The following is a 23,979-nucleotide window of genomic DNA, read 5'->3' on the forward strand; positions in this document are numbered from 1 at the left end:
CCACCAGCGGTACGGGTCAGGGCTCGGCACCCGCCCCACGGGCGGACCGCGACCACCGTCCCGGCCGAGGAACCGTGTGACCAACGTGCCCCGGGGAATCGTGACGCCCACCTCACCGGACGAACGTGACCACCGCCTCCGGAACCCTCCGGCAGCCGGGTGACTCAGGCCTTCCGGTAGCCGTACGCCTCCGTCGCCGCGGCTTCCACCGCGTCCAGATCGCCGCCCGCCGACGCCGTCACCACCGCGGCGATGGCCCCCTCCACAAAGGGAGCGTCCACCAGGCGCGTACGGTCGGGCAGTTCGTCTCCCTCGGCGAGCAGCGCCTTCACGGTCAGCACCGCACTCCCGAGATCGACCAGCACGGCCACCCCGGCGCCCTGGTCGACCGCCGCCGCAGCTCCGGCGATCAGCTCGGAACTGGTGCCGAGGTCGCCGTCCGTGGTGCCTCCCGCCGCGGCGACCGTCGCGGTCGAGCCCCCGCCCGCGAGGCCGGCCGCGAGAACGGCGACGGACTCGGCCACCTCCTTGCTGTGGGACACCAGCACGATCCCGACCGGCCCGTCCGCGCTCATGACGGCACCGCCTGCGCGAGCGCCGCGACGATCAGGGCGGAGGAGGTGGCCCCGGGGTCCTGGTGTCCGATGCTGCGTTCGCCCAGATAGCTGGCCCGGCCCTTGCGCGCCTGCATCGGCACTGTGGCGAGCGCGCCCCGCTCGGCCGCCTCACGGGCCCCGGCGAACGAATCGACGCCCTCCCCGAGTGCCTCGACCGCGGGTTCCAGCGCGTCCAGCATGGTCTTGTCCCCGGCCGTGGCCCCACCGAGCTGTGCCACCGCGGCGACACCCGCACGCAGCGCGTCGGCGAACTGCGCGGGCGTCACCTCGGCCGCGTCGCCGAGCTCCTTGCCCGTCCGGCGCAGCAGCGTCCCGTACAGCGGACCGGAAGCCCCGCCGACGGTGGAGATCAACTGCCGGCCCGCCAGCGTCAGCACCGCCCCGGGGGTCCCGGGCGACTCCTTCTCCAGGGCCGCCGCGACCGCCGCGAACCCCCGCTGCATATTGCTGCCGTGGTCGGCGTCCCCGATCGCCGAGTCCAGCTCGGTGAGACGGTCCGCCTCCCGGTCCACGAGGTCGCCCGCGGCCGTCAGCCAGCGGCGGAAGAAGTCGGCGTCGAGCACATGGACTCCCTGTGATCAGTAGTTCCCGGCCGGTTTCAGTGGCCCCAGCGCAGCGCCGGTGTCCGTACCGGAGCGTCCCACAGCCGCAGCAACTCCTCATCTGCCTGGCAGAGCGTCACCGAGCAGCCCGCCATGTCGAGCGAGGTCACATAGTTCCCGACGAGGGTACGTGCCACCGCCACCCCGCGCTCGGCGAGCACCCGGTGGACCTCGGCGTTGAATCCGTACAGCTCCAGCAGCGGAGTGGCCCCCATCCCGTTGACCAGCAGCAGCACCGGGCCCGTCGGCCTCCGGTCCTCCAGCAGCGCGTCCACGGTGAAGTCCGCGATCTCCCGCGCGGTCATCATCGGCCGCCGCTCGCGTCCCGGCTCACCGTGGATACCGATCCCCAACTCCAGCTCCCCCGGGGGAAGGTCGAACGTGGGCGTGCCCTTGGCGGGTGTGGTGACCGCGCTGAGCGCCACCCCGAAGCTGCGCGAGCCGTCGTTCACCCGCCGCGCCACGGCCTCGACGCGCTCCAGCGGTGCGCCTTCCTCGGCGGCGGCGCCCGCGATCTTCTCCACGAACAGTGTCGCGCCCGTGCCGCGCCGGCCCGCCGTGAAGAGGCTGTCGGTGACCGCCACATCGTCGTCGACCAGCACTTTCGCGAGCCGTACCCCTTCGTCCTCGGCCAGTTCGGCGGCCATGTCGAAGTTCAGGACGTCCCCGGTGTAGTTCTTGACGATGAACAGCACTCCCTCGCCACTGTCCACGGCAGCGGCGGCACGCACCATCTGATCGGGCACGGGACTGGTGAACACCTCCCCGGGACAGGCGGCGGACAGCATCCCGGGCCCGACGAACCCGCCGTGCAGGGGTTCGTGCCCCGATCCGCCCCCGGAGACCAGCCCCACTTTCCCCGGCACCGGCGCGTCCCGCCGGACGATCACGCGGTTCTCCACGTCCACACTGAGTTCGGGGTGCGCGGCGGCCATCCCCCGAAGAGCGTCGGCGACGACGGTCTCGGGGACATTGATGAGCATCCTCAACTGTCTCTCCCTGGATGGTTGGCAGACGGGTACCTGGGGTGTGTTTCTGCAGTTCGGAGCGAGTATGGCTAGAAGTTGATCTTGATGCTTCCCGGCGGTCGAGGGCGGGTCCTGGCGGTACTGATGCTGACTCGATGCTGACTTTCTGATGGGGCGTCGGGTCGGATCGGGGACGGGGTTCTCCAGCGCGAACGCTCGAACCAGTATCGGGCGAGTTCGCGGTTTGCGCCGGTGGTGTGGCGCCCTCCGTATGTTCGTCCCGGCTCTCACTCGGATGGTCCGCACCCATCATGGGGTCCGGCACGGTGTTGATGAGAGGTCAGCCGCAGCCGACGCGGCTGCTGGGGCCGCGGGGCGGCGCGTCGCCCGGACGGGCTAAGAGGTGGTCTCCTTTGGCGAGTCTGCGGGCGATCCGGTGGCGGATGCCGCGTTTGCGGAGTCGGCGGCGCAGGTGGTCGCAGTCGTAGCGCTTGTCCGCATGCAGCTTGGCGGGCCGTCGCCGGCGCGGCCCGCGGCGGGAGCGGATGGGTGGGATGCCTAAGGGCTGTCCCGCAATCTCCGGCGGGCGCACGACGACAGCTACGGCACCTCGCTTCGTTGTCGAAACGCCCAAATACGCCCAGTATGCGGGCGCTCCTCCGCCTTGCGATGCACCGCATCTGACGCCGCGCGCTGATCCACCGCCGATTACGGGACAGCCCTTAGCACGAGCGGTTCGAGGGCCTGGCTGTCGTGGAGGTTGGCGCCGCAGATACCGGTGAAGAGGGGCGGACCGGTCCGGTCCGTAATCAAGCGGATCTTCGAGCCCTTCTTGCCCCGGTCCACAGGATTCGGACCTGTCAGGTCCCCCCCTTTCAGGGCCCGCATGTTCACCGAGTCGATCGCGCAATCCGCTGGTAGTCCAGCTCGCCGCGAGAGCCCAGTTCATCAAGAACGAGGCGGTGCAGCTTCGCCCGGACCCGGGCGGCGCTCCACTCGGCGAAGCGCCGGTGCGCGGTCGGTCCCGAGGGGCCGAAGACCGGCGGCAACGGGCGCCAGGTGCAGCCCGTGGTGGCCACGAAGATGATCGCCGCGAGCATCTCACGGTCCCCTGTACCGGCGCCGCCCCCCGCCCTGCGGCCGCACCGGAGCGGGCGGAATCACCCGCTGGAACAGGTCGTACAACTCGTCCGCCACCAGAGTTCCACGATCAGCACCAACCCAGACTATCGACCACCCAAATGAGACGACCTCTTACTGGAGCTAGCCGCTGCGCCGCCTGGAACCGTAATCGCTTACGTAACCGTTGATGTTTGGTGGTCAGCCCCTACGTCCCTCTTGCCGCGAGGCCTCGACGGTGAAGCATTCCAGGGGGAGCGGAATGAGAAAAGAGTGGATGAGACGGTGACGTGGTTGGTCTGCGCCAGGCCGTTCGGTTCAGGAGCGTGAAAACAGCACAAGACCAGTACCCCCGACCAGGAGTGCGATGGCGGCAGCGATCCCCAGCGCGGTGTGGCTGGTCACCGGAGTGAACGTTGCGAGTACCCACCACGCCGTCAGGAAGACCAGGGCTGTGGCGAGCACCAGCCCGACGAGCGTGGCGGCCACGAGCGCAATCATCCAGAGACTCAACAGCTTCCACAGGTTGCCAGGCTCCTTCCGGCCCGAGGGAGGGCTTCCCTCCTGAGCGCCCTCACCGAGAGCGGCCCCCTGTGCAGGCAGCGGAGTGTTTCCATCAACCGGACGGCCCGCTGCGGACTTCGACGGCGCTCCGCGGTTCCGCACGAGCGCGATGCGATGGCCGGCGTTCCGGGCACGCTGTTGAGGCTCAGGGCGGCCTTTTGCGATCAGTTCCTGGCGCACCGCACGGTAGATGGTCTCCATGTTCAACAGGTCAGGAGCTCCGGGAACTCCTCTGCTCAAGGTGTCGAGAAGCGCGCCGGTGAAGGCCGTGTACCGCTCGCCTTTCGGGGCCAGGGCGAGTTTGGTCTCGGCGGAAGCGGTCATCACATAGGTGCCGTTGATGCTTGTGTGATCCGCCACCATGAGCGGTATGGCGGAACCGCTCATGTGGCCCTGCATGGCCCACCCGCTGAAGCAGCAGTCCAGAAGGACGACCTTGCTTCGGGCGGAGCAATCGTCGACGATCGGCGATCTGACCTCGTCGTAGCGCAGCGCCCGGTAGAGGCGCTCGCTGGAGGCGTCGCCAAGGGCAAGGTGCAGTTCATTCTGCATACTCACCAGGCCGTGTCCGGCGTAGTACAGCACAAAGGCGTCCTCCGCTTGGGAGGCCGCCTCATGGACGGTGTCGAGGACTTCGTTCCGCGATGGGTTGCGCAGTACACGGCAGTGCTTCCTCGGGAGTCCCCACAGTTCTCTGTCGGTGAGCAGTGCTGCGAGCTGCCCGAGGTTGTTGCCCACCGACGGCAGGGCGTCCAGCCCTGGGGAGCTGTAGGTCGTCACACCGATGAGGACAGCACGTGAGGCACTGGGGTCGGGCTGCGTCGCTTCATCCACCCGGCTCTCCGATCGTATCGTCGTTGCCCTGTGAAGGACTGGCGGAGCGGCCCCGGTCAGCGGCCTGGTCCTCGCGCAGGGCTTCGACGAGACGCCGCACGGTTTCCTCTCCGCCATCCCGTACAGTGATCGAGCCGCCGGGAAACTCGATTGTCACCGCTGGTGTGGTCGGCCTGGCGACGCGCCATGCCGCATAGGCCACCGCGAGGTTGAGCGCCGCGATGCCCTGAGTCAGCACGATGTTGATGACCTCCAGGGCTCCCATCGCCCCGGGGACGCCGCGCGTCTGTAGAGCAACATCTGCTGTCCTTCGCAGATTTGAGTCACTGCGCAGCCAACGGTAGAGATCGGCGGTCGTGCGGCCGTCAGGATCGTCAGCCACTTCCACACTGATGAGCACTGTCCCCCCAAGCGGTGAGTGTCGGTTCCGTGCTCACTACCCAGTTTGGCCGTCGTGACAAGGAGCCGGGGCCACGGAGCGCCTGTGGGAGGTGAACGCCACACGCCATCGGCCGCACCGGCGCGACGATCCTGGGCAGGTGACACAGTACAACGGGACCCGATCTTCGTACTGCGGAATGTCGTCACTTGCCCGGAACTGCCGAGGCCCCTTGGGCGTGTTGCTGGCCTGCTTCCGGCGGAGGACCGTGACGAGCCGCTTCCGATTCATAGGGATTTCGATGAGTCCCCCGGGATGCAGAACCCCGGGCCGGCGCGTCGCCGGAACTGGATCCCGGCCTGCCCGGTACCGAATTCCCCCGAGTCAGGGAGCCCGTTCGAGTCCTGACTACGTCAAGACGGGAAGGGAGGTCAGCCCACGGACTAGGCAGGTACGCCGCCTTTGGCCGGCAGCGCGTTCGGCCGGGGCGAGGATGGCGCCACCACCGCCATGCTGGTGTTCACCCTGGTCCTGGCCGTTGTCGGCCATCCGCCCCCACAGCACGGGCGAGGGGACGACCGCGTCGATCGAGGCAGCAGAGGCGTACCTGGTCTCACCGGTCAGCCAAGTGCGCAGGGCGGCCAGAAGCTTCGGTTGGGAATGGACGCGGGTGTCGTAGGACCACAGGGCTGCGGCCGCGGCCTTCCCGAAGGCGATCGGGTCGCGGGTGGACGGGGGAGTGGGCAGGGGGCTGGGGCTCACGGCCGGGGAAGGGGAATCCCTGACTGAAGGGGGCGAGGGGGAGGCGGGCCCTGCCTGATGTACGGAAGCCTTGGAGGACGGACGCTCATCGCGAGTGACGTATGCGGCCAGGCCCGCGACGGCGAGGAGGGCCGCCAGCACGGAGATGCCGGGGACTGCCCGGCGGCGCATACGGGAGGTGTAACCGGGGTTTGTGGATTGCGCATGAGTTCCTGGATTCGTTCGTGCGTGAGGTCACGCAGCAGTGATTGGCCGCGTGTGCCGGGGCGTTGGGGCTTGTTGAAGGCGGATCGGTGGAAGAGAGCGGTGCCGAGGTCGCGTTCGAGTCGCTGGAACTGGGTCACGAGGGTGCTGCGCTCGGCCCTGAGGTAGCTCGCCGCCGCTTCCAGGGACGGGAAGGCCATGGCGATGTGGAAGCGGTGCAGCCGGTGCCAGCCGTGCAGTGTGCCTTCGACCGCCCGGCGAATGTCGCGGGGCAGGGCGGTGTCGAGTGGGGCCAGCATCACGGTGCGGCTGCGAACACCCTGCGGACGCAGGGGGACGTCGAGTTGTCGGAGCCGGCGGCGAATCGTCTCGTCCTCGACGCCGACTTCCCGGGCGATGTCGTAGGTGGAGCGTTTGCAGATGAGGTATTGCTCGCGGAGCCAGTTCTCGTCGATGGGCCGGGGCCGCCGGGAGTGGCAGATCGTCAGCCCGACCGCGCGGGCCTGTTCGACGACGAGGAGCGAACGAACTGAGTGCGATGACAGCTGCGACGGTCTTCTTCATCGGAGCCGCCGTCCGCCGGGGTGGGCAGCCCAGTTGTTCAACGGGATGGAGACACCAGGTAGGCGTACCAGGACGTGCGGCATCGCAGCTCCTCGTCGCGGTTGGTCGGGTGCGCGGTGCCGACGTCTCGTACAGAGCCGGCGGCACCGCGCACCAGGGTGATGAACCTCGAAGGCGGGCCCAGATCAAAGGAGTCGGCCGTCCCGGACGGCAGGGCCCAGGTCATACGCGGCAGCCGGCCGCGCTCGTATTCTCAGCCGGTGCACCACGTTCTCCTTCAGGATTCGGGAGCGGTGGGACGAGCAGGCCGCACCGACTCCGCATCGGGATGTGACGGCAGGGATCAGCGCAGGTCAGCCGGGTGGAGCTGGGCTCCGTCCCGGTGACACGGCGAGACAGTAAACGGACATTCCGGCCGCACCAAACGGCCGTCGAACCGGAGCGCGGGGCAGGGCATCTGCTCGTTGGGTACGGCCGGAGATCGCGGCTACCCTCCGGCGCAGCCGTTCCGGGCGGGTGCTGTGAGTGCCGTCCGGGTCAGGCCCCTGCCCGGTCCGTCGCGCTGTGAAAGAGGACCCCGCGCATGAGCTACACCCTGCACCGAGGCGACGCCCTCACGGTGCTTAAGACCCTCCCCGACGACAGCGTCCACGCCGTCATCACCGACCCGCCCTACAACTCGGGCGGACGCACCGGCTCCGAACGCACCGGCCGCACGGCACGGGCCAAGTACGTCTCCAGCGGCTCCGCGCACGACCTGCGGAACTTCCCCGGCGAGAACCGCGACCAGCGCTCGTACCGGAGCTGGCTGACCGCGCTTCTCACCGAGGCGTACCGGATCGCGGCGGAGCACTCCGTCGCGATGGTCTTCTCCGACTGGCGCCAGGAGCCGACCACCAGCGACGCCCTGCAGATGGCCGGTTGGACCTGGAGCGGCACGCTTCCCTGGATCAAGCCCGTCAGCCGGCCCAGGAGGGGCGGGTTCAAGCAGTCGGCCGAGTTCATCACCTGGGGCGTCAAGGGCACCCTCGACCAGGAGCGGCGCCTCTACCTGCCCGGCCACTTCACCGCCTCCCAGCCGCGCAAAGACCGCGTACACATCACCCAGAAACCGGTCGAGATCATGCAACAACTCGTACGCATCTGCCCCGAGGGCGGAACCGTCCTCGACCCCTTCACCGGCAGCGGCTCCACGGGCGTCGCGGCACTAGGGGAAGGACGGCGGTTCATCGGAATCGAACTGTCAGAGCACTACGCGAAAGTGGCCGAACGAAGGCTACGGGCGGAGCTGACCCAGGACGACGTCGTCCTCGTCGGGCCGGAGGAGTGAGCAACACCTCCGCTGGGCCGGGGCCGAAGGCCGCAGATTTCGCAGGCTGGCTGGTGCCTTGGGAGGTACCAGCTGCCCTTCCGCTTCTGTTCAGAAGCCGCTGCTCCACTGAAGCGGTTGTTCTCCGCGCGCGGCTGCGGGTCCAGATCGCTAAGGTGGGGCCGTTGGCTGTGACGGGGACTATCCCTGCGGGTGCGGGGAGCAGCGACTACGCACAGCGGCACGCGGCGCTCCTGCGGGACCATCCCCGCGGGTGCGGGGAGCAGAGCGTCGGCAACGGCCTGTCGGAGTTCATGGAGGGACCATCCCCGCGGGTGCGGGGAGCAGGCCTCCGGAGTCTGGTCACGCCGCGCCGTACGGGGACCATCCCCGCGGGTGCGGGGAGCAGATCGAATCGAGCGTCTCCAGCTCCCCGGTCTCGGGACCATCCCCGCGGGTGCGGGGAGCAGACTCCGTGACCTGGGGTTCTAGCGGTGAGGGGTGTTGTTTTCGAGTAGTTTCATCGAATCAGGCAAATGGGTCATAGTTCCCAATTCGTCCTCTTGTGAGGTTGATCTACGTCGACCGTAGGTTGTTGAGGGGCCGGTTGTCACCAATACCTGATTCGCGTACGTGGTGCACATCTTTTCGTGTTTAGGGCCCGTGGTTGGTGGTTTGGCTGTATTCATCTGGCATGAGGAGTGGCGGGGGATCTGGTTCAGGGCTCGGTGGGCGGCTGGTGGGGCCGGTGCGGAGTGTGTGGGCAAAGCACGACCGGGACACCGAGGGCTGGCTGCCATTGTGGCGGCACATGGAGGACAGTGCCGCTGTGGCGGGGCTGTTGTGGGACAAGTGGCTTCCAGCGAGCGTCCGCGGGCTGATCGTGGATTCTCTGCCGGGGGGCGCCGAAGAAGCCCGGCGGCTGGTGGTGTGGCTCGCGGCGGTGCATGACATCGGGAAGGCGACGCCGGCGTTCGCCTGCCAGGTCGAGGCGCTGGCCAATTGCATGCGGGCGGTGGGTCTGGAGATGCGGACGGGGCGTCAGTTCGGTCCGGACCGCCGGATTGCGCCGCATGCCCTGGCAGGTCAGCTGTTGCTGGAGGAGTGGCTGGAGGAACGACACGGTTGGACGCGCCAGGAGTCGGGACAGTTCGCGGTGGTGGTGGGCGGACATCATGGCGTGCCGCCGGAACACGGGCAGATCAAGGCGTTGGACGACCGCCACCACCTGCTGCGTACGCCCGGTTCCGGTCGGGAGGTGTGGCGGCGGGTGCAGGGCGAGCTCTTGGACGCGTGCGCGGATGAGTACGGGGCGGGCGAGCGACTCGGCGCGTGGCGCGGGGTGAAGCTGCCGCAACCGGTGCAGGTCCTGCTGACCGGTCTGGTGATTGTCGCCGACTGGATCGCTTCGAATCCGGATCTGTTCCCGTACTTCCCGCAGGACGAGCGCCGTACGGGTGAGAAGCGTGTTGCGGCGGCATGGCGCGGGCTCGACCTGCCGAATCCCTGGCGGGCGGAGGAGCCTGGCGGGAGCGTGGAGGAGTTGTTCGCCGACCGGTTCGACCTGCCGGCGGGGGCCGGGGTGAGGCCGGTGCAGGAGGCGGCGGTGCGGGTGGCGCGCGCGATGCCGTTACCCGGACTGCTGGTGATTGAGGCCCCGATGGGGGAGGGGAAGACGGAGGCGGCGCTGGCGGTTGCGGAGGTGTTCGCGGCGCGTTCGGGTGCGGGTGGGATGTTCTTCGCGCTGCCCACCATGGCCACCGGTAACGCGATGTTTCCCCGCCTGCTGGACTGGCTCGGACATCTGCCCGCGCAGGAGGGCGGCCGGTCGGTTCTGTTGGCGCACTCCAAGGCCGCCCTGAACGAGGAGTACGCCGACCTGATGCGCGACACCCGGCAGCAGATCGCGGCGGTGGACATGGATGCGCCGGTGCAGCGCCTGCGGCCTTCGCAGGAGGGCGGCGCCGCCGAGGCCGGACTGGTGGCGCATGCCTGGCTGCGGGGCCGGAAGAAGGCGATGCTGTCGTCGTTCGTGGCGGGGACGGTGGATCAGCTGCTGTTCGCCGGACTGAAAAGCCGTCATCTGGCGCTGCGGCACCTCGCGGTCGCCGGGAAGGTCGTGGTGATCGACGAGGCACACGCCTACGACACGTATATGAGCGTGTATCTGGACCGGGTGCTGTCGTGGCTGGGTTCCTACCGGGTGCCGGTGGTGGTGCTGTCGGCGACGCTTCCGGCGTCCCGGCGCCGGGAGCTCGCCGAAGCGTACGCGGGAGCCGGGGCGGGCGCCGTGGGGTACGAGGACATCGGGCGCGCAACCGCGTATCCGCTGCTGACGGCCGTCGCTCCGCAGCAGGCGCCCGTCGTCGAGAGTCCCGGGGCGTCGGCGCGAGGCGTTGATGTCCATGTTGAGCACATTGACGACGACGTGACGGTGCTGGCCGACCGGCTTGCCGTTGACCTCGGCGGCGGGGGCTGTGTCCTGGTCGTGCGGAATACCGTGAAGCGGGTTCTGGAGACCGCGCGGGAGTTACGGGAGCGTTTCGGGGATGAGCGGGTGACCGTGGCGCACTCCTGCTTCGTCGATGTGGACCGGGCCCGCAAGGACGCTGATCTCCTCGCTCGTTTCGGGCCGCCGGGCAAGCCGCGCGGACGGCCGGCGGGCGCCCACATCGTGGTGGCGAGCCAGGTGGCCGAGCAGTCTCTCGATGTGGACTTCGACCTCCTTGTCACCGATCTGTGTCCGGTCGACTTGCTGCTCCAGCGGATGGGACGGCTCCACCGCCATCAGCGGGGCGAGAAGCAGGCCGACCGGCCCGAAAGCCTGCGCACAGCCCGGTGCCTGGTGACCGGAGCCGACTGGAGTGCCGGTGTGCCCGTGCCGGTGCGGGGGTCGGTCGCGGTCTACGGGGCGTACACGCTGCTGCGCTCCGCGGCGATGCTGCTCCCTTACTGGGGCGGGACCGGCGAGCCGGTGCAGTTGCCGCAGGACATCAGTCCGCTGGTGCAGGGCGCGTATGCGGACGACGCGGCCGCGCCGGAGGGGTGGTCGGAGGCGATGGCCGCAGCGCTGGAGCACCACGAGAAGCACCGGGCCGACCAGGCGGCGCGGGCGGAGGTGTTCCGGCTCGGGGCGGTCGGGCGTGCGGGCCGACCGCTGATCGGCTGGGTCGCCGCGGGAGTTGGCGAGGCCGAAGACACCCGCGCGGGCCGGGCTCAGGTCCGCGACAGCAGGGAGAGCCTGGAAGTCGTCGTCGTACAGCGGCGTTCCGACGGAACCCTGGCCACCCTTCCGTGGCTGGGAAAGGACCGGCACGGAAACGATCTCGGGGATCTGGAACTGCCCCGGGACCGGACGCCGTCGCCGCGTGCGGCGCGGGCCGCCGCGCAGTGCGGTCTGCGGCTGCCCATCCAGTTCTCGTACGCCGACGTGATGGACCGTGCGATCGCGGAACTCGAAGAACTCTACGTACCGGCCTGGCAGACGAAGGAGAGCCACTGGCTCGCCGGCCAGCTGATCCTGCCGCTCGACACCGATTGTCGGACCCGTCTGGCAGGCTTCCGGCTTCACTACACCCAGAGCGACGGTCTTGAGGTGACCCGTGACTGAACCGCCACCACAACATGCCGAGGCCCGTGGCCCGTCGTTCGACCTCACTGCGGAGCCGTGGATTCCGGTCCTGCGGTGCGACGGGACCCATGCCGAACTCTCGCTGCGGGAGGTGTTCGCCCAGGCAGGCGACCTCACACGGATCGTGGGAGACCTCCCGACGCAGGACTTCGCCCTCATACGCCTACTGCTGGCCGTCGCGCACGACGCGTTCGACGGCCCCGCGGACATCGAACACTGGGCAGCACTGTGGGCCGACGAGCAGTGCTTCATACCTGTGCCGACCTATCTGGACGAGCACCGCGGCCGGTTCGACCTTCTCCACCCACAGGTACCGTTCTTCCAGGTCGCCGGTCTGCGCACGGCGCGGGACGACGTGTTCTCCCTGAACCGCATTGTCGCGGACGTCCCCAACGGCGATCCCTTCTTCACTTCCCGTATGCCTGCCGTGGCACGGCTCGGCTTCGCCGAGGTGGCCCGCTGGGTCGTGCACGCGCACGCCTACGACACCTCGGGCATCAAGACCGGTATGGACGGCGACGCGCGGGTCAAGGGCGGCAAGGTGTACCCGCTCGGTGTCGGCTGGGCCGGGACGCTCGGCGGGGTCATGGTCGAGGGCGCCACGCTGCGGGAGACGCTGCTGCTCAATCTCGTGGCCGCCGACACCACGGGCCTGCGGTTCGAATCCGGGGACCGGCCGGCCTGGCGCCGTGAGGCGCCCGGGCCCGGTGCGACAGATTCGCGCCGACCGTCGGGGGTGCGGGATCTGTACACATGGCAGACGCGGCGGTTACGGCTCCACTTCGACGCCGACGGTGTTCACGGGGTGGTCCTCGGCTACGGGGATCCGCTCGTTCCGCGGAACATGCACGAACAGGAGCCGATGACGGGCTGGCGCCGCAGTGTGGCGCAGGAGAAGAAGCACGGCGAGGCACTGTCGTACCTGCCCCGGGAGCACGACCCCTCCCGGTCGGCCTGGCGAGGGCTGGAGGCGCTGCTCGCCGACCGTACCGAAGCCGCCCAGGGCTCCGACCCGGCCAGGACTCTGCGGCCGGGGATTCTCGAATGGGTCGCCCGTCTCGTGACCGAGGGTCGGCTTCCGCGCGGCTTCCTGATCCGCACCCGGGTCGTCGGCCCGGTCTACGGCACTCAGCAGTCCGTGATCGACGAGATCGTCGACGACCACGTGTCGATGGCCGTGGTGCTGCTGCACCGCACCGACCGTGAATACGCCAGGCAGGCGATCGACGCGGTCGACGACGCCGACCAAGCCGTACGGGCCCTCGGTGATCTCGCCACCGCTCTGGCCCGCGCCGCGGGCACCGAACCAGACGGGGCCAAGGCCACCGCTCGCCACCTCGGCTTCGCCACCCTGGACGGCCCGTATCGCACCTGGCTCCACAAGCTCGGAGCCGCCGAAGACCCCTACGAACAGCGCACCTTGTGGCAGCAGGACGTGTACCGGGCCGTGGCGCGGCTCGGGGATCGGCTCCTGGACGACGCAGGCGAAGCGGCATGGGCGGGGCGGACCGTGACGACGAAGACGGGCCTCGTGTGGTTCAACTCCGCGCTCGCGGAGAAGTGGTTCCGCGCTGCCCTGAACAAGGCGCTCGGCCACCCGTTCTCCTCCGACCCGCCGCCGGACTCCGGTCCCGAGCCCGGGCCCGACTTCTCCCCGGAGATGCCCGTATGACCACCGTCATCGCAGTCACGGCCCGCAAGCGTGTCGGACGGCTCACCGACCGGCTCATCACCCCGCTGCAGAAGGGCTATCTCAAGGATCAGTCCCACGCCGTGGCTGCTCTGGCCCGGCTGCGCCGCGGCGCGGGCAGAGAATTCGCCCGGACACCGGATCTGTGGGGACTGGCCGACACCGGCCCCCTGCACGAGGTCCCCGAGAGCGGCCGGCCGCTCGGTGAGGTGGAACTGACCCGCGCCGAGGACGCCCTCCATGTGGCGCTCACCCTGTGGGCGCTGCACCAGCAGTCCCGCGGCACCGGCATGCACCGGCCCGGCAGCCGTACCGCACCGCACGCCCTGGGCTCCGCGGTGCGGCGTCTGATGCCTCCCGGAGACATGGACGAACCCGTACTCAAGCGGTTCGTCCGCGTCGGAACCGCCACGGACCTGCCCGCCCTGGCGCAGCGCCTACGAGAAGTCGTCGTGCTTCTGCGGGGTGCTGACATCCCCCTCGACTACGCACTCCTGGCCGAGCAGCTCTATCGCTGGCAGGAGACCGGTGGCCGGGACGAGGTCCGTCGGGCCTGGGGTCGCTCCTTCCACGCACACCGCGCCCCCCGGCCGACCGGAACCGGCACGCCGTCCGACGCGGCCGGTGCTCCCGCCACAGCCGACGACACCACCGACCTCACGGACAAGGACGCCTCGTGAACCGTATCTTCCTCGACGTGCACGCCCTGCAGACCGTGCCGCCCAGCAATCTCAACCGGGACGACACCGGCGCTCCGAAGTCGGCCGTTTACGGCGGAGTGCCGCGCGCCCGTGTCTCCAGCCAGGCGTGGAAGCGCGCCACCCGCAGCTACTTCGGCGACGAGCATCTGCTCGATCCGAGCGAGCTGGGCGTACGGACGAAGAAGGTCGCCGAAGTCCTCGCCGCCCGTATCACCGGCCTGGACGCGACGATCGTCGGCCCCGCGGCCCTGACGCTCGCCGCCGAGGTGATCCAGTCGGCGACCGGATCCAAGATCGAGGTGCCCCAGCGGAAAGCCGACGCGAAGAAGGACGGCGAGGACGATCCCGCGCCGGAGTCCAAGTACCTGTTGTTTCTCAGCGCCCGTCAGCTCGACGGCCTCGCCGCTCTCGCCGTCGAGGGTGCAGCCGACATCAAGGCGTACCTGAAGAACAAGGACAACAAGGCCCGTGCGAGGGAGATCGCCGACACTCGACACTCGGTCGACATCGCGCTGTTCGGCCGTATGGTCGCAGACTCCGCCGACTTCAACGTCGACGCCGCGGTCCAGGTCGCCCACGCCATCAGCGTGCACCGCGTCGACATGGAGTCGGACTACTACACGGCTGTCGACGACAAGAACACCGACGCCGAATCGGGCGCTGGAATGATCGGCACCGTCGACTTCAACTCCGCCACTCTCTATCGCTACGCCGCACTGGGCGTCCATCAGCTCGCCAAGAACCTCGGGGAGGGGCTGCGCGAGGACGAACCGCGAACCGAACCGGTACAGCGCGCCGTGGAGGCCTTCGTACGCGGCTTCCTCGAATCCCTCCCCACCGGAAAGATCAACACCTTTGGGCACCACACGCTGCCGGACGCCGTCGTGGTCAAGCTGCGTACCACCCGCCCGATCAGCTATGTCGCCGCCTTCGAGGAGCCCGTCACCGCGACCGGCGGGCATCTGCGCGAGGCGGCCGCCCGTCTCGCCGAGTACATCCCCGCGATCGAACGTGCCTACGGAGACGAGGAAACCACCCTCACCTGGGTCCTGAGGGTCGGACCGAACACCGAGAAGCTCGCCGGCCTCGGCACCGACACGGAGCGCCTGTCCGATCTGGTCCGTTCCGTCGGCCGGGCCGTCGCCGAACGCCTGGACAAGCCCGCATGAGCGTCCTGCTCCTACGGCTGGCCGGACCCCTGCAGGCATGGGGGTCCTCGGCCCGCTTCGTCCGCCGTACCACCGAACCGGCCCCCACCAAGAGCGGCGTCATCGGCATGCTCGCCTCCGCCGCCGGAATCGACCGGGCCGACGACGGCGCCCTGGCGCGGCTCGCTGAGCTCCGCTTCGGGGTCCGTATCGACCAGCCCGGTACCCGGGTACGCGACTTCCAGACCGCCCACCATGCCGTCACCGGCAAATCGATGCCGCTGTCCGAGCGTTTCTATCTCGCGGACGCGGTGTTCGTCGCCGCTCTGGAAGGAGACCCCGACCACCTGACGGCACTCCACACGGCCTTGCGCGCCCCCGCCTACCCGTTGTTCCTCGGCCGCCGCTCCTGCCCGCCGGACCTCCCGCCCGAGATCGGCATCCGTGACACCGGCCTTCAGCAGGCGCTGCGGGACGAGCCCTGGCACGCCGCCCGCTGGTACCAGAGGCTCCGCCGCACCGACACCGCGGTCGCCCTGACCGTCCTGAGCGAACCCGGCCCCGGCGAACAGCCCGGCGGCGACACCCTGCGCGACCAGCCCCTCAGCTTCTCCCCGGCGCACCGTCGGCACACCTTGCGCTCCGTCATCACCACGACCGTGAAGGTGCCCAACCCGCGTGCCGCCCCCGCCCACTCCGTACCGCGACACGACCCCTTCGACGCCGTGGAGGAGGAGACTCTCTGATGTATCTGACCCGATTCCGCGTCAACACCGCACGTCCCGGCGCCCGCCGACTGCTCTCTTCGCCCCAGTCGCTGCACGCGGCCGTCATGTCCTCCTTCCCCGGCCTGCTGCCGAGCGATCCCGACGGCCCCGGCACCCGTGACTCCGAGGCGCCGAGGGTGCTGTGGCGCCTGGACCACAACGCACGAGCCGAGGTCTTCCTCTACGTCGTGAGTCCCGACCGCCCCGACCTCACCCACCTCGTCGAACAGGCCGGCTGGCCCGCGGCAGCCCTCACCCCCGAGACTCCCGGCTGGCAGACTCGTCCCTACAGCCCGTTCCTCGACCGCCTCACCGAAGGTGACACTTGGGCATTCCGGCTCACGGCCAACCCCGTCCATCACATCCGCCGCAAGGACGGTGAACCCACCAAACGCACCGCCCATCTGACGCCCATTCACCAGATGGGATGGCTCCTCGACGAGGGGCGACAAGCCCGAGCGGGATTCCGGATCATCGAGAAACGCGAAGACGAACGGCTGCTGCCCGGTGGCACGACCCATATGTCGAAGACCGAGCACCACGGCGACCGGTACGAACTGGCCGTCCGGGACCAGCGGTCCCTGTCGTTCTCGAAGTCGTGTGACGACCGGGCATCGAAGCGGGGCCCGGTCAGTCTGGTGACAGTGACCTTCGACGGCCGTCTGGAGGTCACCGACCCGGGGGCCCTGCGCCGCACCCTTACCCAGGGACTCGGCAAGGCGAAGGCGTACGGCTGCGGCCTGATGACACTCGCACCACCGGTGCCCGACGCCACGGCCGGGGGTGCCCGGTGACGACCGTCGGAAAGCGCACCGCGCTCACTCCACGTCACCTCACCCGCATCGGTGAGCGTCTCTCCTTCGTCTACCTCGAACGCTGTACGGTGCACCGGGACGCCAACGCGATCACCGCCGAGGACGCCGACGGCACCAGGCACATCCCCTCCGCCACCATCGGCACACTTCTCCTGGGTCCCGGCACCCGCATCACCCACCAGGCGATGAGCGTCCTGGGCGAGACCGGAGCGGCCGTCGCCTGGGTGGGCGAGCACGGCGTGCGCTACTACGCGGGCGGCCGTGCCCTGACCAGGTCCGCCGCACTCGCCGAGGCCCAAGCCGCCCAGTGGGCCAACGTCCGCTCCCGCATCGCCGTCGCCCGCGCCATGTACCGCCTGCGCTTCCCGGCCGAAGACCCCGCCCGACTCACCCGCCACGAACTCCTGGGCCGCGAAGGCACTCGTGTCAAAGACTGCTACCGCGCCCAGGCCCGCCGCACAGGCGTCCCGTGGAACGGCCGGCAGTACACGCCGGGCGACTTCACCAGCGGCGACCCCGTCAACCAGGCCATCACCGCGGCCGCCCAGTGCATGTACGGCATTGCACACGCGGTCGTCGCGTCCCTCGGTTGCAGCCCCGCTCTCGGATTCGTCCACTCCGGACACGAACTGTCGTTCGTCATGGACATAGCCGACCTCTACAAGACCGAGATCGGCATCCCGCTGGCCTTCGACATCGCAGCCGAAGACGACGAAGACGTCGGCCCCCGCACCCGCAGAGCCCTGCGCGACCGAGTCAACGAGACCTCCCTGTTGGACCGGTGCGTCAACGACATCAAAGACCTGCTCCTCCTGGATGGCGCACAGCCCGATGAACAGGATCGTGTCACGCTGCGGAGCGATGGCGACCGCAAAGTGGCCGCCGGCCGCAACTACGGCGGCGATGCGGCGGCCGTCTGGTGACCGTGATCGTCCTCACCAACTGCCCGGCCGGCCTCCGTGGATTCCTCACCCGCTGGCTCCTGGAGATTTCCTCCGGCGTGTTCATCGGCAACCCGTCGGCACGCATCCGCGACATCCTCTGGGACGAGGTGCAGCAGTACGCCGACCAAGGCCGAGCACTGCTCGCCCACACCACCAACAACGAACAGGGTTACACCTTCCGCACTCACGATCATGCCTGGCACCCGATCGACCACGAAGGCATCACCTTGATCCTCCGCCCCAACGCCGATACCCAGAAGCCAACCTTGAGCGGTCCGAAGCCCGGCTGGAGCAAAGCGTCCAGGCGCCGCCGCTTCGGCAGACAATGATTGAGCTCGATATGCGCAGATTGCCGGAACCGGTGAAAGTGCTCGAGAACTACGCCCGACCTTCCTAACACCGCAGGTCACCGAGTGTGCTCCCCGCACCCGCGGGGATGGTCCCATCCGCCGCTGGAAACGCGTGCAACTGGCGGCGTGCTCCCCGCACCCGCGGGGATGGTCCCCCTGGATCGAGAGCGACGATCCAGCGAGCAGATGTGCTCCCCGCACCCGCGGGGATGGTCCCTTCGCGGTCCACTTCGCGGGCTCGTTGGCGACGTGCTCCCCGCACCCGCGGGGATGGTCCCGGGCGCCCGTTCGTGCTGATCTCGCCCCCACCGTGCTCCCCGCACCCGCGGGGATGGTCCCTCGACCAGCTCGGCCGATTCATCGACCGTGTCGTGCTCCCCGCACCCGCGGGGATGGTCCCGTCGTGGAGGTGTCGACGGAGACGGTGCCGGTGTGCTCCCCGCACCCGCGGGGATGGTCCCGGACGCGTCGTCCAGGAGCCCCTGGACCATGGGTGCTCCCCGCACCCGCGGGGATGGTCCCCGTGATCCGCTTGAATCCGGCCCTTCTACGCCGTGCTCCCCGCACCCGCGGGGATGGTCCCTGGCTGCGCGCCGCGCAGAAGGTGCAGGCGAAGTGCTCCCCGCACCCGCGGGGATGGTCCCGTGACGTTCGCGGCCGACGGCCCCTACAACGTGGTGCTCCCCGCACCCGCGGGGATGGTCCCGCGGGGAGGAGGATCTTGTCGAGGAGGTGCCGGGTGCTCCCCGCACCCGCGGGGATGGTCCCCCGGGACACCGACCGCAGGGCCGGGTGGCGGGGTGCTCCCCGCACCCGCGGGGATGGTCCCAACGAGGCCACCTCGCTCCCTTTCTCTGTGACGTGCTCCCCGCACCCGCGGGGATGGTCCCCCCGAGACGGGCAAGGTCCGGGGCGGCGGATCGTGCTCCCCGCACCCGCGGGGATGGTCCCTACGCGATCACCGCCGCCCAGCAGCACTACCGGTGCTCCCCGCACCCGCGGGGATGGTCCCGGGAGCCACCCGGTCGGCACGGACCGCGGCCGGTGCTCCCCGCACCCGCGGGGATGGCCCCCTGAGTCCGACCGCCAACCCGCGATCAAGCCGGTGCTCCCCGCACCCGCGGGGATGGTCCCCTGAGCCGGAGTCCGGCGACCAGGCCCCCCGTGTGCTCCCCGCACCCGCGGGGATGGTCCCGGCGGTGCCTGGTCGAGACGGACGGCGAGGATGTGCTCCCCGCACCCGCGGGGATGGTCCCGACGGTACCCGCCGTACGAACCGCGAGGGCAGGTGCTCCCCGCACCCGCGGGGATGACCCTTCAATCCGGTGTCACGGGCGCGAGCGGCTAAATCGTTCTTCCCGCACGCGCGGGGACGGCCCCGAGCGCCTTGGCACTCACGGTGACGTGGCCGCGATCGGCATGGAGGACACCGCGTCCTACGGAACCGGCTTCGCGCCGCCCGCGCAGCCGGTTTGGCCGTGGCCGAGGTTAACCCGTCTCGACCGCGCTGTACGCCGCCGCAGCGGCAAGCTCGACTGGATCGACGCCCGCGCCGCCGCTCGGGCGCTCCCGACTGCGCTGAGTTCTGTGGTCAGCACCCACAATCCCGGCCCGCAGACCACCTACGGTGTCGGGCCCGACCTTCCTGCCCAGTTGCTGATCACCGCAGGCGGCAACCCTGATCGTCTCCGCACCGAAGCGTCCTTCGTAGCCCTTTGCGGCGTGGTCCCGGTGCCGGGCCCCAGCGGAGAGACCACGCCGCCACTGCCTCTCCCGGGGCGGCGACCGGGCCACCAGCGCGGCCCTCCATCGAATAGCCCTCGTCCGAATGGCCAGCGAGCAGCGCAGCCTCGAATACGTGGCGCGGCAGACAACGGCTGGCAGGACCAAGGAGTAGATCGTCCGACTCCTTGAACGGGCGACCTCCCGGGAGATGTTCCGCTACCTCGCACCCACCACAGTTGCTGTCCCCGGCATCGCAGACCTGCGAGCGGCACGCCGGTCCAAGAACACCACCCTCGCCACAGCTTTGGCGTCTGGATCAGCGTCACCTCCTGCATCGAACGCGGATCTGATGTGACGGCAACCTCGCCAACACCTATCGGAATTGGAAACTTGACGACCAATAGGAGCTTCATCCCCACATGCATGGGGAGCATTACCTAGAAGCCGTAGAGCGCCAAGCGTCCCCTCCCGATCGGGAGCAGGGGCCTCGACACTGCAGCCTCGAGTCACCATCGGCGGGTGTGCTCAGGACTCCTTCGATGACCCTCACGACTCTCCGTCACCACCAAAGGCGAGACAGGGCCCACGGATGCGTGGAGATGAAGGCGGAGGCGGGCGAGAGTTCGGTGCAGGCATCACGGAAAGCGTGGACAAGGGCGATTGCTCCGTCCTCGAAAAGAGCGTCGCCTGACGTTGAATCCGTCATCGCCTCAAGTGTCTCGAACCGGAAGGTGATCATCAGGGCGTCGTAGTGTGTGAGCGGGAGCAGAACCGACTCGCAGATGATCCCCGCCCACCGGCCGGCTACCAGATCCGTCCCGTCAGGACCCCACGGTTCGACCATCCGGTCGGTGATGCCGAGGCAGTCCGACAGACTCTCCAAACGGCCTCTCTTGGGAGGTCGGTCGCCCACGGAAAGATAGAACGCGGCCGGCATGCGACGGCTTGTTACAGAGCCTCTTTCTGGACCGTGGACTGGCCCCGGGTCGGCAGGATGCCGCTTCCTCGCGCCTTCCACCTGAATTCCCCTCCGAGTCAACGCCGGGGTGGAGAAAAGTGGGGGATCCGCTCCAGCGCGTCGCTGCTTCGCTCGGGGAGGCCCTGGAGCGTACCGGATGCGTCAACGCCCTCCCGCGGATCAGGACCCGAAGAATGCGAATCGTATCCACTGCTGCGCAACTCGCCTATCTTTCCGTAGAGTTGACTGGATATCAGGCTGACTGGGGGGCGTGGAAATGGGTTCAAGGACGCTGGGTACACCGTTCGTACGCATCGCCGCGGTGACCGCCGTTGTCGCCGTAGCCGTCTCCGGCTGTAGCGACGACACGGCGTCGCCCGACCGCAGGCCGTCGGCCTCGGCGACTGTGTCCGAGAGCACCCCTGCGCCCAGTGAGTCGGGCAGCCTGGTCATCGACGGCCTGGTAACGAGAGAGGGGATCAAGGCGGCCTGGCCGAAGGCGGGTGACCTGCCGCCGGGGTGGGGTTCGTCCCAGGAGACAGACAGGCTCTGGAGGGACGAAATCGATGCTGCCAAAGAGTTGCACGCCGGGGCGTGCGGGGGGAAACCGCAGGACATCATCTACTTCAACGACACCGAATACGGGCTGTACGACTCCGCTGTATCCCCGGACGGAAGCCTTGGCGCCACGCTCGAGATCGACGTGGTCGACGCGCCAAAGGAAGGCCCTGACGACGGCGAGGTCAGCACCCTGGCCCGAGCCCGCCTCGCTGCCGAGAACGTGGAAAACACCCCCCGCAACCTCGATTGTTACGAATCGTCCGAGGCGGCCATCGGAGACGCTGCGGTGATCCTGCGCTCCGAGCGTTTCGCCCATGTCAAGGCGCACGTCGGCCCGGTGCAGATCCGAGTCACTGCTCCGAGGGACAAACGGAGCCCCTCGGCCGAGGACTGGGCCAGGATGCTCGTCGACCGAGTCCGGGCTGTTGCCGAGGGCACCCGGCCCACAGCCCGTGTCACTCTGCCGTCCTAAGGGCTGTCCCGTGATCGGCGGTGGATCAGCGCGTGGCGTCAGATGCGGTACATCGCAAGGAGGACGCGCTCGGATGGTCCCGGAGCGTTCTCGGTTCCGGCGCCGCCAGAGGCTCGAAGCACACCGGCTGTGCTCGGGCGGCCCGGTGCGGTGCCGGGGAGGGAAGGGCGGCCGGGCAGTGGCCGGGCCGCCCTTCCCCGGCCGTCAGGGGTTGTAGACGTAGTTGCCGTCGATGTACTCCAGGTACCGCCCGTCGGCGGTCACCGCGTCGAGGCGGACCTGAATGGAGCCCGCGCCTCCCCTCAGGGTGGGTGAGGTGAAGTTGAAGCCCTTGGACGAGCCGGGGCCGCGTCCGCACGCGGTCCGGTACTGGGTGTCCGTGATGCTGCTGCCCGACCACACGTTGAACTCGGCGCGTACACAGCCGGTGGTGTTCGACTTCACGGTTCCGGTGATGTTGACGGACCGTTGGTAGAAGGTCATGGAGCCGTTCGTGTAGCCGGACCAGCCCGAGTGCGAGGTGCCGCTGGCGCTGAACGGCTGCTTCGAAGCGCTGGTGGCTGCCATCGCCTCTCCCGTGCCGAGGCCGGTCATGAGCGCCGCCCCTGCGAGAACTGCGCCTGCGGCCTTGGCCCTTGCCTTGATCATGTGGTGCTCTCCAGTGATCGAGAACGGTTGTACACCGTAAGGTCTTGTGCACCGTAGAGGGCTGTTCCGGGGGCGGCAAGAAATGACCGCGTATCACGCACGTATCACGGAAGCAGCTTGGCTGAGCAGTAGTAGGAGACGATGTCCGGCAGTCCCGGACCTCCGGGGCCCTCGGCGGACAGTCGGCCCGCCGCCGGGGCATCGGCCGTCCGACCCGCAGCGGGGCGAAGGGAGTGGGTGAGGTTGATGCGCCGGTTGTCGCCGCCCCGCAACTGCCGCCACATCGCACCCTCCCTCTCCTTGGCCTGGCCGGCCGGCGTCGCCGCCCGGCCCCGGGTGAGCTCGGCGTCATTGCCCTGCACCGGCCTCCGCAACGTCGGCACCGCCGGCACGAACGCGGCCACACCACCGGGGCGGCCAGCAGGCCCGCAGTCTCGCCCGCCTGAAGACAGCCATGAACCCAGCTACCTCACCACATACGCGACGCTGAGCACCGCCGCCGGCACGCACACCGCACCGATCAGGTGCGACCTGCGCCGCTCCCGGCGCCCCCGAGCCCGGCCGCCCTTCGATCACCGCCATCGGCCCGCCAACGCGCGGCCCGATTGCTCTACTTGTGACCGCAACGATGAGCAGCCACCGCGAACGCCGCTTCCCCGGACACCCCCTTGAAAAGGGCTTGTCGCCGCCCTTCTCCGGACCACCGGCCGGGCAACCGCCTGCACGGCCTCGGGCCGCGCGGCACGTCGCCTGTGCCTCGGTGCCTGCCGGCACGCCCGCGCGATCCACTCGGATCCGTCATCGCGGGAGCCGGGCCGCCGGGCCTTCCGTCCCGCACCGTGCTCCGGTCGTGGTGTTGGCCATGGAACCGCTCTGGGCATGCTGTTGACCATGGACCAAGGGGTTGCCGCGCTGATTGCAGGTTTGGCAGGCACGATAGGCGCGTTGGGTGGCGGGCTGATTGCCGGTACTGCAGCCATCCGCGGGGCACGAACGGCGGGTGAGGCAGTCCGGCAGCAGGTGCGTGACCAGGCGGTCGTGGAGCACCGGCAGTGGCTCCGTGGGCAACGCCAGCAAGCATATGCAGGCGCCGTCCGTGCCGTAGAGGCATTCATTGCGGCTGCCGAGAGCGCGATGTTCTGTGGCGACGACGACCGTCCGCAGCACATGGCCCGAGTCGTGGAGACGCACGAGAACTTCCAGGCGACCGCTGTGATGATCAACCTGGTTGGCCCGCAGGAGGTCCACGCCACGCTGTATGACTGCTCCGCTGCGACGAACCATTTCAGGAACGCACTGCATGACTGGGCGGCGGACCATACTGACGATCAAGAGAGGGTGACCGCAGTCATCGAGCGTGCGAGGGCGCTGGCTCCAGCGCGTTCCGCACTTGTGGATGCTCTGCAAGGCGTACTGGCTCGGGCTTCTCCCTTCTCGGGTGCAACTGGTGACAGGGGATGATCTCTGGCCTTTTCGGTATGCGGCGACGTTGGGCGAAGGTTGGGTCCGGGGCATTCAACAGGGCCGATGACGTCGGCCCGGGAGGTGCATCGTTGGACAAGCGCGGCGATCGCGGCCGGCTGCGGCGGCGAGGCGGTTCTGGAGCGGGCCGCTCGCGTTTCGGTTTCCTCAATTCTCCGCCGATGT

The 23,979-nt window shown here is 69.1% G+C and carries 23 protein-coding genes, 2 pseudogenes and 2 CRISPR repeat arrays; of the genes and pseudogenes, 13 read left to right on the top strand and 12 right to left on the bottom strand.

All coding sequences use genetic code 11. The features are described from left to right. Window positions 1-164 precede the first annotated feature (164 nt). The 8 genes and pseudogenes from ACIBCM_RS26920 to ACIBCM_RS26955 all read right to left on the bottom strand — a co-directional run bounded on the left by ACIBCM_RS26920 (window position 165) and on the right by ACIBCM_RS26955 (window position 5,845). Window positions 165-575 carry a PTS-dependent dihydroxyacetone kinase phosphotransferase subunit DhaM gene (locus tag ACIBCM_RS26920; RefSeq protein ID WP_399247503.1) on the bottom strand — a complete coding sequence of 137 codons (411 nt, stop codon included), beginning with the start codon at window positions 573-575 and terminating at the stop codon, window positions 165-167. After that, window positions 572-1,180: a dihydroxyacetone kinase subunit DhaL gene (gene dhaL / locus ACIBCM_RS26925; RefSeq protein ID WP_399247504.1), complete on the bottom strand. Its 609-nt coding sequence runs from the start codon at window positions 1,178-1,180 to the stop codon at window positions 572-574. Before dhaL ends, ACIBCM_RS26920 begins: the two co-directional genes overlap by 4 nt. A 35-nt stretch (window positions 1,181-1,215) precedes the next feature. Next, window positions 1,216-2,208 (bottom strand): dihydroxyacetone kinase subunit DhaK, encoded by a 993-nt coding sequence (gene dhaK / locus ACIBCM_RS26930; RefSeq protein WP_399247505.1) that lies wholly within the window; start codon window positions 2,206-2,208, stop codon window positions 1,216-1,218. A gap of 400 nt (window positions 2,209-2,608) precedes the next feature. Next, window positions 2,609-2,725, bottom strand: a pseudogene (locus tag ACIBCM_RS26935) (IS5/IS1182 family transposase); the annotation flags it as partial. Window positions 2,726-2,908: 183 nt separating this feature from the next. Next, a pseudogene (locus ACIBCM_RS26940) lies at window positions 2,909-3,387 on the bottom strand (IS5 family transposase); the annotation flags it as partial. Between the two features lie 237 nt (window positions 3,388-3,624). Beyond that, window positions 3,625-4,704, bottom strand: a complete 1,080-nt coding sequence (locus ACIBCM_RS26945; RefSeq protein WP_399247507.1) for a caspase domain-containing protein — start codon at window positions 4,702-4,704, stop codon at window positions 3,625-3,627. Then, window positions 4,697-5,104: a hypothetical protein gene (locus ACIBCM_RS26950; RefSeq protein ID WP_399247509.1), complete on the bottom strand. Its 408-nt coding sequence runs from the start codon at window positions 5,102-5,104 to the stop codon at window positions 4,697-4,699. The genes ACIBCM_RS26945 and ACIBCM_RS26950 overlap by 8 nt, the downstream gene beginning before the upstream one ends. Window positions 5,105-5,491: 387 nt before the next feature. After that, window positions 5,492-5,845, bottom strand: a complete 354-nt coding sequence (locus ACIBCM_RS26955) for a hypothetical protein (RefSeq protein WP_399247511.1) — start codon at window positions 5,843-5,845, stop codon at window positions 5,492-5,494. A 293-nt stretch (window positions 5,846-6,138) separates the two neighbouring features. On the opposite strand from ACIBCM_RS26955, the gene ACIBCM_RS26960 reads away from it, so the two are divergent. After that, window positions 6,139-6,582, top strand: coding sequence for a hypothetical protein (locus ACIBCM_RS26960; RefSeq protein ID WP_399247513.1), 444 nt, complete (start codon window positions 6,139-6,141; stop codon window positions 6,580-6,582). A gap of 68 nt (window positions 6,583-6,650) precedes the next feature. Here the strand turns inward: ACIBCM_RS26960 and ACIBCM_RS26965 are convergent, their stop codons facing one another. Continuing rightward, entirely contained in the window at window positions 6,651-6,839 is a 189-nt protein-coding gene (locus tag ACIBCM_RS26965; RefSeq protein ID WP_399247515.1) for a hypothetical protein, read from the bottom strand. Window positions 6,840-7,196: 357 nt separating this feature from the next. On the opposite strand from ACIBCM_RS26965, the gene ACIBCM_RS26970 reads away from it, so the two are divergent. From ACIBCM_RS26970 to ACIBCM_RS27015, 10 genes are all read left to right on the top strand, one after another. Further along, window positions 7,197-7,943, top strand: a complete 747-nt coding sequence (locus ACIBCM_RS26970; RefSeq protein ID WP_399247517.1) for a DNA-methyltransferase — start codon at window positions 7,197-7,199, stop codon at window positions 7,941-7,943. 176 nt (window positions 7,944-8,119) lie between these two features. Further along, window positions 8,120-8,392: a CRISPR direct-repeat array (repeat unit 29 nt; unit sequence GGGACCATCCCCGCGGGTGCGGGGAGCAG). Between the two features lie 341 nt (window positions 8,393-8,733). Continuing rightward, window positions 8,734-11,532, top strand: coding sequence for a CRISPR-associated helicase Cas3' (gene cas3, locus ACIBCM_RS26975; protein WP_399247519.1), 2,799 nt, complete (start codon window positions 8,734-8,736; stop codon window positions 11,530-11,532). Further along, window positions 11,525-13,225, top strand: coding sequence for a type I-E CRISPR-associated protein Cse1/CasA (gene casA, locus ACIBCM_RS26980; RefSeq protein ID WP_399247521.1), 1,701 nt, complete (start codon window positions 11,525-11,527; stop codon window positions 13,223-13,225). The genes cas3 and casA overlap by 8 nt, the downstream gene beginning before the upstream one ends. After that, entirely contained in the window at window positions 13,222-13,923 is a 702-nt protein-coding gene (gene casB, locus ACIBCM_RS26985) for a type I-E CRISPR-associated protein Cse2/CasB (protein WP_399247523.1), read from the top strand. The genes casA and casB overlap by 4 nt, the downstream gene beginning before the upstream one ends. Then, window positions 13,920-15,113, top strand: coding sequence for a type I-E CRISPR-associated protein Cas7/Cse4/CasC (gene cas7e, locus ACIBCM_RS26990; RefSeq protein WP_399247525.1), 1,194 nt, complete (start codon window positions 13,920-13,922; stop codon window positions 15,111-15,113). Before casB ends, cas7e begins: the two co-directional genes overlap by 4 nt. Then, the gene (gene cas5e / locus ACIBCM_RS26995) at window positions 15,110-15,838 is read left to right on the top strand and encodes a type I-E CRISPR-associated protein Cas5/CasD (protein ID WP_399247527.1); all 729 of its coding nucleotides are present in this window, start codon (window positions 15,110-15,112) and stop codon (window positions 15,836-15,838) included. The genes cas7e and cas5e overlap by 4 nt, the downstream gene beginning before the upstream one ends. Further along, window positions 15,838-16,653: a type I-E CRISPR-associated protein Cas6/Cse3/CasE gene (cas6e, locus tag ACIBCM_RS27000; RefSeq protein ID WP_399247529.1), complete on the top strand. Its 816-nt coding sequence runs from the start codon at window positions 15,838-15,840 to the stop codon at window positions 16,651-16,653. The genes cas5e and cas6e overlap by 1 nt, the downstream gene beginning before the upstream one ends. After that, window positions 16,650-17,597 carry a type I-E CRISPR-associated endonuclease Cas1e gene (gene cas1e / locus ACIBCM_RS27005; RefSeq protein WP_399247531.1) on the top strand — a complete coding sequence of 316 codons (948 nt, stop codon included), beginning with the start codon at window positions 16,650-16,652 and terminating at the stop codon, window positions 17,595-17,597. The genes cas6e and cas1e overlap by 4 nt, the downstream gene beginning before the upstream one ends. Further along, entirely contained in the window at window positions 17,594-17,947 is a 354-nt protein-coding gene (gene cas2e, locus ACIBCM_RS27010) for a type I-E CRISPR-associated endoribonuclease Cas2e (RefSeq protein ID WP_399247533.1), read from the top strand. Before cas1e ends, cas2e begins: the two co-directional genes overlap by 4 nt. 86 nt (window positions 17,948-18,033) lie before the next feature. Continuing rightward, window positions 18,034-19,348: direct repeats of the CRISPR family, unit length 29 nt; unit sequence GTGCTCCCCGCACCCGCGGGGATGGTCCC. A 39-nt stretch (window positions 19,349-19,387) separates the two neighbouring features. Next, window positions 19,388-19,882: a transposase gene (locus tag ACIBCM_RS27015; RefSeq protein WP_399247631.1), complete on the top strand. Its 495-nt coding sequence runs from the start codon at window positions 19,388-19,390 to the stop codon at window positions 19,880-19,882. Between the two features lie 370 nt (window positions 19,883-20,252). Here ACIBCM_RS27015 and ACIBCM_RS27020 read toward each other — a convergent pair whose 3' ends face one another. Beyond that, window positions 20,253-20,576, bottom strand: coding sequence for a hypothetical protein (locus tag ACIBCM_RS27020; protein ID WP_399247535.1), 324 nt, complete (start codon window positions 20,574-20,576; stop codon window positions 20,253-20,255). Between the two features lie 397 nt (window positions 20,577-20,973). Here ACIBCM_RS27020 and ACIBCM_RS27025 point away from each other — a divergent pair, with 397 nt between their 5' ends. Beyond that, window positions 20,974-21,684 (top strand): hypothetical protein, encoded by a 711-nt coding sequence (locus tag ACIBCM_RS27025; RefSeq protein ID WP_399247537.1) that lies wholly within the window; start codon window positions 20,974-20,976, stop codon window positions 21,682-21,684. Window positions 21,685-21,888: 204 nt separating this feature from the next. Here the strand turns inward: ACIBCM_RS27025 and ACIBCM_RS27030 are convergent, their stop codons facing one another. Together ACIBCM_RS27030 and ACIBCM_RS27035 are read right to left on the bottom strand one after the other, a co-directional pair. Beyond that, window positions 21,889-22,332: a hypothetical protein gene (locus ACIBCM_RS27030; RefSeq protein ID WP_399247539.1), complete on the bottom strand. Its 444-nt coding sequence runs from the start codon at window positions 22,330-22,332 to the stop codon at window positions 21,889-21,891. 104 nt (window positions 22,333-22,436) lie between these two features. Further along, window positions 22,437-22,694, bottom strand: coding sequence for a hypothetical protein (locus ACIBCM_RS27035; protein ID WP_399247541.1), 258 nt, complete (start codon window positions 22,692-22,694; stop codon window positions 22,437-22,439). A 517-nt stretch (window positions 22,695-23,211) separates the two neighbouring features. On the opposite strand from ACIBCM_RS27035, the gene ACIBCM_RS27040 reads away from it, so the two are divergent. Then, the gene (locus ACIBCM_RS27040; RefSeq protein ID WP_399247543.1) at window positions 23,212-23,793 is read left to right on the top strand and encodes a hypothetical protein; all 582 of its coding nucleotides are present in this window, start codon (window positions 23,212-23,214) and stop codon (window positions 23,791-23,793) included. Window positions 23,794-23,979: the final 186 nt, after the last annotated feature.

Source organism: Streptomyces sp. NPDC051018 (assembly GCF_044456085.1).
Classification (GTDB): Bacteria; Actinomycetota; Actinomycetes; order Streptomycetales; family Streptomycetaceae; genus Streptomyces.